Below are 12794 nucleotides of genomic sequence, written 5' to 3' on the forward strand. Positions count from 1 at the left end.
TTGTTTTAAGTTTATGTAATGGAGTTCGCATGGCGACCGGAATTGTTAAGTGGTTCAATGATGCAAAAGGTTTTGGCTTTATCAAACCTGATGATGGTGAAGAAGAGTTGTTTGCGCATTTCAGCGCCATCAATATGGGTGGTTTCAAGACCCTTCAGGAAAACCAAAAGGTAACGTTTGATGTTACCCAAGGTCCTAAAGGTAAACAGGCTTCGAATATTCAAGCTGCTTGATCTGCTGTAGATCGTTATTAAAAACCCAGGACTTGTTCCTGGGTTTTTTTTGACCTTATTAGCCCCAATTAGAAAAGACTGAAAATCTAACCTGCACTGGAATTTGCAGGTAAATGGTTGCTAGCAGTCATGATCCGCTTTGGCTTCGTCGCTTTGCTGGACGAGTAGAAACTGGCAGGGACTCCATTACCGATCCAGCAATGTAACAACAATCACCCAATCAGCGCATGTCGACTAAGAATTGGGTCAACATACCGAATATTACTTAAAAAGTATGCTATCAATTAGTCTGTTGTTAGCCGATCACGGGGGCTGGGATATTAAAGAAAGTATCTTGGTCTAGGTTGGTTGGCGTATTAAATCTAATGCTCCCAGCTGTAATTTCAGATTGTGCCTGGGTAACATCAATTCCCTTAATGTAAGCCACCAGATCCCCGCGCAGTTTAGCCATGGTTTGCTAATCAATACAGCAGGAATATTTATTGGTATTCACTATTGCTCCCATGGCGAAAAATTGTCATTTATCGGCCAAGCAAAGCAATTCTTGATTAGCAAGCCTATGCTTGCACTGGTTGGCGGGTTGGCTTGGAATCTACTGGATTTTCCTACTACGGGCTATCTACCAATTACGCTATTTGGAGGGCTCACTATGATTGGCTCAGCCTTGCCATTTTTATCAGCCATGGCGACAGGACTGGCGTTTGAATCCTTCAAGATGAAGGGGATGCTCTGGATACTGTTGTCTGTTAGCTTTGCCCAGCTAGTAGCAGAGCCAATGATTTCGCATAAATTAACCGAGATATTGGGATTACCTCAGTTAGACAGGCAGGTTGGCTTATTACTTTCTGCCCTACCCGCCTCTCCATTAGCAGTGGTTATCTGCGCTCGTTATGGTGGCAATACATCATTAGCTAGCGCGATGGTTTTGTTTACTTGCTTCATTAGCATTATTTCACTACCCATCGCCGCATTATTTTCGGGATAGCAACACATGACCATGGTAAAAACCAAAAGCAGTCAGTCGAAATCAACAAAAATTAGTTAATTTCCCAACCTTCACTAAAGTTTGTAAATACTAATTCGACGCTATTAGCGTTTTTTCCTCCGTTAATCCTTAGTTCTCTGCTTCGAGCCCAGGTCGAGGAGCAAAATACAAGAAAACCACCTTTTGGGTGGTTTTTTCTTTTGTAATCCGAGTGAAGTAATGAGACTTAGATCAGCCCCTTCTTTCTTAGATTGGCAAGGCGGTTATTTAAGGTCTTGATAGTAAGGAGATTGAGCTTGTCTCCCTCGGCCCAATTACTACCCTTCCACTCAATGCCTTCTGGTGTGACATTGGCAAATGGCTCTTTACCCTCTTTTGCGTAGCCTTCCAAAGTAGCAATGAGTGCAGGACGATCATCGGATCCGCCAGCATCTTTAATGGCATCCAAGATTGATTTGGTAATCGTATCGGCATATGTCACCTTGGAATCTGGATGCTTGGCTGCTGCCGGCTCTTCAAAGATGTACTCATGCGGCCACTCAAAAACGTTTCTAGCTGAATTCTTGACCGACTCTGGGCTTACGGCACCGCTTGTAGGATTTTTTGGATCAGTCGGTAAATTGAGTTCCGCAATCCAAGCCTCGAATTCCGCAATGCGGGCATAGCGCTTTTCTTCGCTATCGCGCTTTTGCTCTTCTTGTGACAGCAATAATGTGACCCAGGCCCAAGCGATGTCTTTAGGTATCGCAAACTCTTGCGCCAAAATGCCACTCGCTTTTTTAAGGATTGGCTTGGATGTGAGTTTTGTCATTACTTTCTTTCTGATTCTTTAATAGTGCCTTCCATTTCGGGTGGACAGCTCAAGGGGAAGGCTCCCTGTTCATTATTGCAATGCTCGCCATAGACCCCGTAGGATACTCTTTCTTAACCAGCCGTTTGCATCAAATGCCCTTATAAACCGAGGTTTAGCAGGCTCCAGGCTAGGTAATACTGCAAATCGAGCAAGAATGGCTGTATTCACTAAAATAGCCCCATGACCAAGATTCCAGAACTTCTAGCCCCAGCCGGCAGCCTCTCAATGCTGCGCACTGCTTTTGACTTTGGTGCTGACGCCATTTATGCCGGACAGCCGCGATATTCCCTCCGAGTGCGCAATAACGACTTCGGAAAAATGGAGACCCTCAAAGAAGGTATCGATACCGCCCATGCTTTAGGCAAGAAGTTTTACCTTGTCTCCAATCTTCTGCCTCATGGCGGCAAGACACGCACCTATATTAAAGATATGGATCCAGTCATTGCCCTAAAGCCAGACGCGATCATCATGTCTGATCCCGGTCTCATCATGATGGCCAGAGAAGCTTGGCCCGATATGCCGATTCATTTATCGGTGCAAGCCAATACTGTTAATGGCGCTTCTGCTAAATTTTGGCGCTCTGTTGGTATTAGCCGAGTGATTTTGTCGCGCGAGCTCTCCTTTGATGAAATCGAAGAAGTGCGGCAAGACTGTCCAGAAATGGAATTGGAAGTCTTTGTTCATGGTGCATTGTGTATTGCCTACTCGGGTCGCTGCCTTTTATCAGGGTATATGTCGCACCGAGATTCAAATCAAGGGGCTTGTACTAATGCCTGTCGTTGGGATTACAAAGTTAAACCCGGCCAACAAGCTCCAAGCGGAGATATCGTGCTACTTCAGGAAGGCAGGCGGCCTGATGATTTGATGCCGATGGAAGAAGACGAGCACGGCACTTACATCATGAACTCCAAAGATCTTCGCGCTATTGAGCACATTGATCGATTAACTAAAATGGGTGTGGACTCATTCAAAATCGAGGGGCGAACCAAGTCGCCCTACTATGTTTCTCGTACATGCCAGGCTTATCGTACCGCCATTGATGATGCTGTGGCTGGTCGCCCTATGAATATGTCTCTCATTGGCAATTTAGAAGGCCTTGCGAATCGTGGTTATACAGATGGTTTTTATGAGCGTCACCACGATAAAGAATATCAACTCTATATGCGAGGCCACTCTCTATCAGGCAGAAGCCTTTATGTTGGCGAGACCCTAGAAATTGATGAGGCATCAGGTCGAGTAAAGGTAGATGTGAAGAACCGCTTCTCTCTTGGAGATAAGCTGGAAATCATTGAGCCTGAAGGCAATCAGGATATGGTACTTGATGCAATGTGGAATCTCAAAGGTGAGCCAATTGAGGTTGCCCCTGGATCGGGTCACTTTGTTTGGATTAAATTGCCGCTTAAGAGTAAGCACGCCTTCATAGCTCGCTACACACAAGAACCAGCCCCAGTCGAAATTGCTAGTTCATGCAGCAATTGCTAGATAAGAAGCCATCAATGCTGTTTTAGCCTTGCATTCCAAATGACTGGCTCGCATGTCATCATAGCCGATGCATTCCACCCCCAATGGAATGCATGCTCCTCACAAAGATGGCTAACACCTCAGAATATTTCAATCTTCAGAAATATTGCCTTAATTAATAGTCGAGTGATTGGCACGTAATCTTTCAAGGCGAGATAAGATCTGAACGCGCACTAAATTTAAGTGGGTTTTCATTGTGTATAGATGAATTTTTTCTTCAGATGAAATCCAGCTCGCTCGGCTTTCTGCATCAAGCTCGTCTAACTGTGCCAATAATTCTAAATATCCTTGCTCTGATTTGACTAATGCTGATTTTTGATCAATTTGTTGAATTTCATCATAGGCATCCTCAATTAACATCACAGAGTGCTTTTTACGATAGCCTGGAATGAGCTGATAGAGCGGAAAAATAACCGCTAAGAGTCCCAACATCACAAACCACATGCGGTCGATATAACTTGCTAGCCATATCGGCAAGCGATCAAGCACATCAATTCGTGAGCCACTATAGAAAATTTCAGCTTCTGGACTGATCTGAATAGAGTGATCAATATAAGCAGGGAAATACTCGGGCTTTGCAAAAAATTGATCTAAATTTTTGCTAATTTTTTCAGAAGCCATCAGAAAGATACTTTGTACAGCCGGGTGCATGTCTTTCTTTATAACCAGAGTCACGGTAGATGCCAGCATTTGAATATCGTCTGCAGGATGGAGTTTACTTAAATCTAAAGAACCCTTAGGTATGGTGACCACGCTCATATGGGGTATCTTTTTTACATAAGCAGATGCATAGCTAAAATTGAGTAAATGAATTTTGGGATGCGCTAAAAGCTCTTGAATATTAGACCCATTAATGCCGTCCATGATGCAAACTGCATCGATCTGACCTGCCAATAATTTTGCAATACCTTCCTTATTGCCCATTCTCAATAAATTTGAGCGGCCATCAATTGAGAGCGCGCTCAAACTTAGTATTTTTTTCAGGGTCACCTCTGAAGCACTATCAACTGGCCCGATCGATACTTTTTTATCAGCAAAGTAGGCAAATGGTTTGCTGCCAGTATATTCAGGGCCACTATAAAACAACCAGAGAGGCACATATTCAATGCTTCCCAGAGATCTTAATTCAGGGAAAGAGCCATCTGCAGTAATCCCCCCCGTCATTAAAGTCGCACTGATGGCATTATTTTTATCATTTACATCCGCTAAACTTTCAACTGAGCCATGGGTATTGACTAGATGCAGAGTAATGCCCTCTTTTTCAAAATAAGGGACAAACTTTTTGCCTAGCACTTCAAAAGTAGAGCCAGATTGCCCAACCGCCAAGTAAATATCACTAGGGGGTAGCGGCCTACTAAATAAAACCAAAAGGACCGCGCCAAATATTAATAAAAATAACCAGCGCCAATCCGCCCTCACAAGCGCCCGCCAAGAGTGAAACTCTTGGCGGGTGGAACTGATGATATGGGCTAAAAGTGAAGGATTTTTAGACATTACTATTAATGTAGAGGGGCAAAAATAAGGCTTTTGTGCATTATTGGAGGCTTAAGAGTCTAGTTTAGCTAACTTTTCGCTAGTAATTCAGTAATAGTGTCATTGGCACCTCTTACAATCTCATTATGAATACTCCCCCAGATGCAAGCCTTACTGCGCTGAGCAAACCCCTGCCATTAAAAGAGCGATTTCTATCTGAGCTCAAAAAAGGTCTTCTCTTCAGCTTGTATTTTGGAAGCTGGTTTTGCGCACTTACTTTATTAGCGGCCACTTCCTTACGCGAGCGCCCTATTCCAGAGGCTATTTTTGGTCTTGCCTTAATTAAAGCAGGTTTATGCGCAAAATTTATGCTGCTAGGTCAAGCGGCCTACCCCATTCATTACGATAAAAAGAATGGCCTTATCCCCTCCCTACTAAAGGAGTCTTTGGTTTACCTCCTAATAGTGATTGCCCTTTCATGGTTAGAGGCGGGTGTTGATGGCTTAATTCATGGGAAAGATTTTCTGAAATCTCTAGCAGCATTTGGTCATGGAGACCCCCTTCATATTTTCTCCTTGGCTTTGGTGTACTGGCTGATTATTTTGCCGCCTCTCCTCTTTTTGGGTATCAAAATGGCCTTAGGTAGCACAACTACCAAGGAAATTCTATTGGGACCCCCTAAAAGTTCTGACGATTAAAGATGCAAGGTCTGCGGCTTTACTGTAACGTTTACTTAGTAGCTGTACTGTTGCTATTGAGCTCTCAATTAAACGCCCAAGAGATTGAGGCGCGAACCTATTCCAATGCACCTATTGGCATTAACTTTCTGAGCGCTGGAGTAGTTCAAGCAAAAAGCGGAAACTATCAGCTCACCAGTGAGGTAATGAGCCTGACCCACATTCTCGATGTGGCTGGACAATCAGGAAAAATTACCTTGGTACTGCCCTATGGTCGACTAAATAAATCAAGCACTATTGGGGGTAGCTCCTTAAATGCTAGCGCAGAAGGTTTATCTGACCCAGTGATTAAAGCCTCAGTCAATTTATATGGTGCCCCAGCGCTCACGCTGGATCAATTTAAAGATTACCAACAAGATGTCATCATTGGTGTAAGCGTCGCAGCATCGGCCCCTTGGGGAAAATACAACGACGAACAAATCATTAATGTCGGAGCCAACCGATGGTTTGTACAACCAGGCATTGGAATCTCAAAGGCAATTGGCCCATGGCGATTTGAGCTTGCTGGCGCTGGAATTTTTTACACCAGCAATAGTGACTTTATGGGTGGAAATACCCTCTCACAAAATCCCGTCTACACGCGTCAAGGCCATGCAATTTACTATTTTGAGAATACAGCGTGGATTTCAGTCGATGCAACTTACTTTACCGGCGGTCAGTCCTACCTCAATGGCAATCCCATTTCTGGAAGCCAAGAAAATTGGCGTTATGGCAGTACTTTCTCCTACCCCGTTAACAAACATAATTCTATTCGGCTATCAGCAAGTACCGGTGCTTACTCACGAACCAATAATAGTTATGACCTCTACGGGATCTCCTGGCAATACCGGTTTGGTGGCGGCCTGTAGTTTTTTATAATTCTCGCAAATGGCGACGAAGAATTTTGCCAACATTGGATTTTGGCATTTCATCGATGAAGGTGATTTTTCTGGGACGCTTGTAACTTGTCATTTGCTCTTTGCAATATGCAATGACTTGCGCTTCCGTTAGCTCGGGAACATCTTTGACAATATAGGCCCTCACGATTTCCCCCAGCTTGCGATGCGGAAATCCAATCACAGCACACTCCCTCACCCCAGGCATCAATGTAATTACTTCCTCGATTTCATTGGGGAATACTTTGAAGCCAGCAACCACAATCATGTCTTTCTTGCGATCCACAATCTGAACATAACCTTCTGGACTCATGATGCCAATATCGCCAGACTTAAAATATCCGTCTGGCGTAATAAATTGCCTAGTCTCTTCAGGCCTGTTCCAGTAGCCTGCCATCACTTGCGGCCCTTTGATACAAATCTCTCCAGGCATCCCAAATGGAACCTCCACTCCATCATCATCCAATATCAATACATCCGTACTAGAAACAGGCATACCAATGGAGCCCGTGAATTCTTTTACAAACGGCGTATTCACACATACAACCGGTGAAGTCTCTGAAAGTCCATACCCTTGGGCAATAGGGACACCCGTAATCTTTTGCCAATGCTCAGCCGTCTTCTTTTGAACTGCCATGCCTCCGCCAATGGTGACTAAGAGATTGGGTAACTTCACCTTTTTAAATTCAGGACGATGTATGAGTGCATGAAACAGCGTATTAACACCTGGGAAAATATTGATATCAGGATGCTTCATCAATAGCTTGATAAAACCAGTGATATCACGGGGATTGGCAACCAGAATTAACTGAGCGCCCTTGCGCATTCCTAGCAATCCGCATGCGGTGAGCGCAAAGATGTGCGTCATTGGCAAGGCACATAAGAAAACAAGTTGCTGCTGATGTCGATGCTGTAGGGCAGGTTCTAACCACACCTCAATTTGAATGATGTTGGCCAATATATTCCGGTGCAATAAAACGGCACCTTTGGAGACGCCAGTGGTTCCACCCGTATATTGCAAAAAAGCAATATCGTCCAAGTCTATGTTTGGTTTGGTAAAGCCGTGTCCTGAACCAATTTTGAGAGCCTGATTCAATTTAACAAAGGGGAAGTTCCATGCCGGAACAAGTTTTTTAATGTGGCGGGCAATCAGATTAATGATGACACCCTTGGGGCCCATAACCTCGCCCAAACTACTCACAATCACTTTTTTTACCAGCCCTTGAATGGCGATCTCTTGATATACATGAGCAAAGTTTTCCAATATGGCCAATACAGACGCACCGCTATCGTGCAATTGATGCTCTAGCTCACGAGCCGTATACAGCGGATTAATATTGACGACCGTAAAGCCAGCGCGGAGCGTACCCAGCATCGTAATGAGATATTGAGGCACATTAGGAAACATGATGGCGATACGTGCTCCAGCATCAAGACCTAAAGTTTGCAAATACGCAGCAAACTCTTTAGAAAGAATATCGAGTTGACGATAGCTGATGGTGTAACCCATTGAATCTATCGCAATGCGATTAGGGTATTTCAGAAAAGACTCCTCCATCAATTCCACAATCGATGAATGACCCGACAAATCAATCTCATGAGGAACGCCCTCAAGATAGTTTTTTAGCCAAGGTTTTTGAGAATTCATATTCATGAGCAAATCAATAGGCTAGGTTTATGCGCTTAGCAACTCTTTAAGCTTTTCTAGATAGAGCTCCTGACCGTGATTGACTCGATGATGCCACTCATGCCCAGAGTCTTGATTTGCATCATCAGTGACGTACTTAAATGACTGCCATGGAATCTGAAATTGATAGGCAACGCTTGCAATGGCGAACAACTCCATATCCACAACATCAATGCTTTGCTCAGCTAACCAAGGGTCATATTCAGTCACAAAACTATCTCCAGTTCCGCAAATATGATTACCGCCCATGGATAAATATTCTGCAGGTCGCTCGCAAAATGGAGTGTGTCCACGAGGCGCCAAGGGCGCTGTCATCATATCCCGCTGAATGACCTTGCCAATCTCTAGTAAACCATGTAAATCAGGATTGATCTTACCCACCGTCCCAAAATTGATGATGCGCTTAGGCTTAAGTTCATTGATGGCATGAATACAAGTTGCCGTCGCATTAATTTTTCCCATACCCGAGTAGACGATTCTGGCCCCTTTAGGCAATGCTGAGCGATTGAGCTCAGACTCTAATGCGGTAATAATGAGGAATTCTGTTTTCATGCGCGCCAATAATGAATTTATTAGATTATCTACCCGGAGTCCCAGACTTTCCCAAGCCAGGAATCCTCTTTAGGGATATCTCCCCTCTTTTGGCTAATCCGGCTGCGTTTAAAGAGGCTACCTTACAACTAGAGGCCTTAGCGCAGCAGTTCGACTATAGCCATATCCTCGGCATCGAATCACGCGGCTTTATCTTTGGCGCAGCGCTCGCACATCAAACCCATAAGGGCCTTGCACTAGCCCGAAAACCCAACAAACTACCCTTAGCTAGCCATCGAGAATCTTATGGCCTGGAATATGGCTCAGATTCATTGGAAATCCAACAATCCACCCTGCCACAGGGTGCGCGGGTATTAATTGTGGATGACGTTCTAGCAACAGGAGGTACCATCATCGCGGCGTGCCAATTACTTAAAAAAGCAGGTTTTCAAGTAGCTGGCGCCTTAACGTTTCTAGAGATTGCCGGTTTGAATGGCGGCGAGATCCTGACTCAAAAAGGTATTGTCAATAAAACTGTATTGATAGCCTAAAGGCAGGAGTTACACCAGCTTCTTAGCGCTTTTAAGTAATTTGACAGCGCCCCACCCAACCGCCAAGGCTTTGCTGGCTAACTTAGGCTTGTAGTGTGCCAGCACTGCAAATGCACTAGTCCATAAAATCGGAGTGCTTTTCACAAAATTGAAAGCATCAATGCCTTTATCTGCCCAAGATAAGGGCTTTTCGATTGGCTCGAAATGCAATGCAAAATCAGCGCGCTCTTTTTCAGCCCTCCGCTGGAGGACGCGCTGCCTTGCTTCAAGATCCGCTAACTTGTGGCTCATCGATTTGCCAGTTCTTTACGATCTTTATCCAATTCCGCAATAGTTGCTTCGAAGAGTTTTGGCATCGTTTTGAGCGAACGAAGTACCACGAGAGCCAAGACCAATCCAATAGCCAAAAATCCGCTAGTAAGCAAGCTTAGCGCTAGCATGCGATCGCTTTCCCAGCTATAAATCACAATCAAGAGCGCCAACATCACCAAGCCAAAGAACAAGAAGAATAAGGTGAAGATCACCATGACGAGAAGACTGAGAAACTTAGCGCGTGCAATCTGCACATCAATAGAAATGAGCTCTAAGCGAGTCTGCGCTATCGAGGCCCCAGTAGAAACCAGATTCTTAAGGGAAGATAAAAGATTTTCTTGTGACATGAGGTTCTAACGACGGCGTATGAAAAGACCAATTAATAAGCCAAGACCAGCAGCAACCCCGACAGCCTCCCAAGGATTACGATGTACGAATTCGTCAGCACCCTCTGCAACCACTTTAGCCTTTTCAGTCAACGTGCCCTCTACAGAAGAAAGACTTTCTTTTGCACTATTGAGGGTTTCCAAAGCCTTTGAACGAATTGCGCTAAGCGGGCCCTCTTCATGACCTGCTGTTGCCTTAATCAAATCCTCGGCATCTGCCATCAAGGCCTTGAAGTCGCCAATCAAAGTCTCTGAGCTGATTTGCACTTCATCATGTGCTGCTGTCATTTTTTTCGCGGTCATTACCACTCCTTGCCAATACAAAATAGGTTAACCAACAGAGCCATTCTAAGCAATTCTGCCTAGGATGACAGTATTAATACCGTCATTCCCGCATTGCCTTCCTTGAAGTGCTTGAGATATGCCTTCAGGCCCGGTCTCCTACGCAATAAAGCATGATAGGCCTCACTGCCAAATGCTGTTTTCTCGCCAAAATGATATTCATCTACTCGGTCTGAAAAATAGTTGTTTTCGAGGGCATCGTGGACGGCCCATTTAATCTTGCCACCTTCACCACTGGCTCCATAGCCATGTATCAAGATCATGGCCTTAATACCCACTTCTGATGCGCGGCGCAAGGCAGTAGTGAGTCGCCCCAAAGCTTCTTCGGCACTTGGACTATCGAACTTCAAATTTAATACCACCGTGTCGCTATGGGGCAAAGGAAGATCCTCGCTACTGCATTGGCGACATGGCCCCAACATTCCCCTTGGGTTACCGCACTCTGGACACTCAAATGAATGGGTCATCACATACCTTCAAAGATGATTGGGTAACAACCCATTCATTACAGCATTAAGAGCAATACTTTGCTTCCAAAGCGGATGCGGAGTTCACTTGATCATCAACCATGCGGTTTAATGTCAGTTGAGCCGCTTCTTTATTCTCTTGCACTTTCAGATTCAGATTAATCAATCCAGCCACATCCTTGCGAATGGATGTATTTCCGTATCGCAAACCCTTCAATGTGGAAACTGCTTCAGCTGAAATCTTGCATTGCTGGCTCACCAACTCAGAAGAGTCGGAAGAGGTATTTGCATATGCAAATGCAGCTACAGAGATTGAGGCAACAGCCAATAGAGTTTTTTTCATCTTAATTCCTTATTTTGTGACCACACGTTGGACAACAACCCAAATCTTTTGCTTTTGTTTTTCTTAAGGCGGCGTAGACACTAGATTCTGAAATTTCCATCTTTCTAGCGGCTTGAGCTGCAGTCATCCCCTTCCCTATCCAATCCAATGCTTGATGTGTTTTTGGTATCGCTTTTCTCATTTCACCTCCTGTGAAAAAAACTATACCACAGAAGTTGTGAAGTTGTGAAGTTGATTAATTAAATAAATGGGCGTCTCAGCGGCCAAATGCTCAAAAGAGGCTAGGAAGTACAGAAAAATGATCAAGGGGCAATGGTGGGCCTGAAACAGCATGGCAGATGACAAACGTTTGCCCTTCCTCCTATCGAATGGGGCTGGGTATATCGAGGAGAATGCACATGTGGTGAACGTTGAGCCAACTAGGGGTGTGACTAGGTCCAGGAAATCGAGGCTACCCCAAAGGGATAGTATGATTTGGTGATCTTAGGGAGTTTTATATGCATCGCATCATCTATCGATTTATTTTATTGCTAGCAATAAGTGCAGGGCTACTAGCCTGCAGTAACAATGATAAAAAAGTTAGCGGCTGGGAAATTAATGATGTCTACCACTCAACCATCATTACCCCCAACTCAGTAACTGGTGGAAAAACCTATCAAGGCCCTCCTATCAACACGATGGATGAGGCCAATACCTATGAGATGTTTAGCCTCAGAGTCGATCAATCCAAGCAAGGCATAAAAACCTATGAACTGCTCGCCCAATTGACTTATTTTTCACAATGGCGTTACTACGATTCAGCAATCCAAGAAGGTACCCCCGCAACTACATTTAAAGTGGTTGGCAGAGAAGCTGGTGCTTGCGGCGACAGGGGTTGTATTTTTCGAGAGCTACTCTCAATTCAATTGACAGAGGCATTCTTGAAAGATCGCATGAAGAAAGGCTTCATCGTCACCCTCTCCTCTAAAACCGGAATAAAGACTGAGCTCTTTGTGCCGGCGCAGTATATCCAGGGATACATGCAAGCGGTTAACGGATTTAACTAATTATTGAATCTGCATCGAAAGAAATAAATAAAGGGGCTATTAAGTCCCTTTATTTTTAAGTACTGGCGGAGACTAGTCTAAAGTGGATAAGCATTGACTAAGAACCATCTCACAACTACCGCCAGATTCATTAAACCCCGAAGACGTAGATACCGATGCCGAAGATCATGCCTGGGATGCTACTAGGCATGGCGTAATGCGCACAAGAAAATCTGAGTAAGTAGTTGGTACTCGATATTCAACCGAATACAAAATAATCCGCTACCAGTGAATCGGTTTTTTGGCCGGCTTCTTCTTCGTGGGCACCTGCTCGGGGAGTTGCGCAGCCACGGTAATCCCCCCATTTTTAACTTAAGCTAAAAGTAGAAGCTGGTACTGCAAGTGCTAGTTTTTGCTTTGGTGTAATTCCACCTAAGCCCATGTTCGGTCTTTCATGATTGTATGTCCACATC

At 44.5% G+C, this 12794-nt stretch carries 18 protein-coding genes; 7 read left to right on the forward strand and 11 right to left on the reverse strand.

The window, feature by feature from the left end; translation table 11 throughout:
* The first annotated feature begins 29 nt into the window (after positions 1-29).
* Positions 30-233, forward strand: coding sequence for a cold-shock protein (locus ICN12_RS10330; RefSeq protein WP_216272442.1), 204 nt, complete (start codon positions 30-32; stop codon positions 231-233).
* Between the two features lie 295 nt (positions 234-528).
* On the opposite strand, the gene ICN12_RS10335 is transcribed toward ICN12_RS10330, so the two are convergent.
* Positions 529-684, reverse strand: a complete 156-nt coding sequence (locus ICN12_RS10335; RefSeq protein ID WP_216272425.1) for a hypothetical protein — start codon at positions 682-684, stop codon at positions 529-531.
* 3 nt (positions 685-687) lie between these two features.
* On the opposite strand from ICN12_RS10335, the gene ICN12_RS10340 reads away from it, so the two are divergent.
* The gene (locus ICN12_RS10340) at positions 688-1218 is read left to right on the forward strand and encodes an AEC family transporter (protein ID WP_216272426.1); all 531 of its coding nucleotides are present in this window, start codon (positions 688-690) and stop codon (positions 1216-1218) included.
* Between the two features lie 226 nt (positions 1219-1444).
* Here the strand turns inward: ICN12_RS10340 and ICN12_RS10345 are convergent, their stop codons facing one another.
* Complete coding sequence (locus ICN12_RS10345) at positions 1445-2029, reverse strand: hypothetical protein (protein WP_216272427.1); 585 nt, start codon at positions 2027-2029, stop codon at positions 1445-1447.
* 222 nt (positions 2030-2251) lie between these two features.
* On the opposite strand from ICN12_RS10345, the gene ICN12_RS10350 reads away from it, so the two are divergent.
* Complete coding sequence (locus tag ICN12_RS10350; RefSeq protein WP_216272428.1) at positions 2252-3553, forward strand: peptidase U32 family protein; 1302 nt, start codon at positions 2252-2254, stop codon at positions 3551-3553.
* 150 nt (positions 3554-3703) lie between these two features.
* On the opposite strand, the gene ICN12_RS10355 is transcribed toward ICN12_RS10350, so the two are convergent.
* Entirely contained in the window at positions 3704-5086 is a 1383-nt protein-coding gene (locus ICN12_RS10355) for a TAXI family TRAP transporter solute-binding subunit (RefSeq protein ID WP_216272429.1), read from the reverse strand.
* A 125-nt stretch (positions 5087-5211) separates the two neighbouring features.
* Here ICN12_RS10355 and ICN12_RS10360 point away from each other — a divergent pair, with 125 nt between their 5' ends.
* Positions 5212-5763 (forward strand): hypothetical protein, encoded by a 552-nt coding sequence (locus ICN12_RS10360; protein ID WP_216272430.1) that lies wholly within the window; start codon positions 5212-5214, stop codon positions 5761-5763.
* A gap of 56 nt (positions 5764-5819) precedes the next feature.
* Positions 5820-6650 carry a transporter gene (locus tag ICN12_RS10365; RefSeq protein WP_255537798.1) on the forward strand — a complete coding sequence of 277 codons (831 nt, stop codon included), beginning with the start codon at positions 5820-5822 and terminating at the stop codon, positions 6648-6650.
* 4 nt (positions 6651-6654) lie between these two features.
* Here the strand turns inward: ICN12_RS10365 and ICN12_RS10370 are convergent, their stop codons facing one another.
* Positions 6655-8331, reverse strand: coding sequence for an AMP-binding protein (locus ICN12_RS10370; RefSeq protein WP_216272432.1), 1677 nt, complete (start codon positions 8329-8331; stop codon positions 6655-6657).
* A gap of 21 nt (positions 8332-8352) precedes the next feature.
* Positions 8353-8916: a phosphorylase family protein gene (locus ICN12_RS10375; protein ID WP_216272433.1), complete on the reverse strand. Its 564-nt coding sequence runs from the start codon at positions 8914-8916 to the stop codon at positions 8353-8355.
* An 11-nt stretch (positions 8917-8927) separates the two neighbouring features.
* On the opposite strand from ICN12_RS10375, the gene ICN12_RS10380 reads away from it, so the two are divergent.
* On the forward strand, positions 8928-9446 hold the full coding sequence (locus tag ICN12_RS10380) for an adenine phosphoribosyltransferase (protein WP_216272434.1): 519 nt from the start codon (positions 8928-8930) through the stop codon (positions 9444-9446).
* Positions 9447-9455: 9 nt separating this feature from the next.
* Here the strand turns inward: ICN12_RS10380 and ICN12_RS10385 are convergent, their stop codons facing one another.
* The 6 genes from ICN12_RS10385 to ICN12_RS10410 are packed head-to-tail and all read right to left on the reverse strand — an operon-like array spanning position 9456 to position 11477.
* Positions 9456-9737 (reverse strand): YqjK family protein, encoded by a 282-nt coding sequence (locus ICN12_RS10385; RefSeq protein WP_216272435.1) that lies wholly within the window; start codon positions 9735-9737, stop codon positions 9456-9458.
* The gene (locus tag ICN12_RS10390) at positions 9734-10105 is read right to left on the reverse strand and encodes a phage holin family protein (RefSeq protein ID WP_216272436.1); all 372 of its coding nucleotides are present in this window, start codon (positions 10103-10105) and stop codon (positions 9734-9736) included. The genes ICN12_RS10385 and ICN12_RS10390 overlap by 4 nt, the downstream gene beginning before the upstream one ends.
* 6 nt (positions 10106-10111) lie before the next feature.
* Entirely contained in the window at positions 10112-10447 is a 336-nt protein-coding gene (locus tag ICN12_RS10395; protein WP_216272437.1) for an ElaB/YgaM/YqjD family protein, read from the reverse strand.
* Positions 10448-10506: 59 nt separating this feature from the next.
* A complete protein-coding gene (locus ICN12_RS10400) occupies positions 10507-10953 on the reverse strand; it encodes a Smr/MutS family protein (RefSeq protein ID WP_216272438.1) in 447 nt (148 codons plus the stop codon).
* Positions 10954-10999: 46 nt separating this feature from the next.
* Complete coding sequence (locus ICN12_RS10405) at positions 11000-11296, reverse strand: hypothetical protein (RefSeq protein ID WP_216272439.1); 297 nt, start codon at positions 11294-11296, stop codon at positions 11000-11002.
* 1 nt (position 11297) lies between these two features.
* Positions 11298-11477: a helix-turn-helix domain-containing protein gene (locus ICN12_RS10410; RefSeq protein ID WP_216272440.1), complete on the reverse strand. Its 180-nt coding sequence runs from the start codon at positions 11475-11477 to the stop codon at positions 11298-11300.
* A gap of 316 nt (positions 11478-11793) precedes the next feature.
* On the opposite strand from ICN12_RS10410, the gene ICN12_RS10415 reads away from it, so the two are divergent.
* Positions 11794-12342: a hypothetical protein gene (locus ICN12_RS10415; RefSeq protein WP_216272441.1), complete on the forward strand. Its 549-nt coding sequence runs from the start codon at positions 11794-11796 to the stop codon at positions 12340-12342.
* Positions 12343-12794 lie beyond the last annotated feature (452 nt).

Origin of the sequence: Polynucleobacter sp. AM-25C3, assembly GCF_018882335.1 — a bacterium.
Taxonomy (GTDB): domain Bacteria; phylum Pseudomonadota; class Gammaproteobacteria; order Burkholderiales; family Burkholderiaceae; genus Polynucleobacter.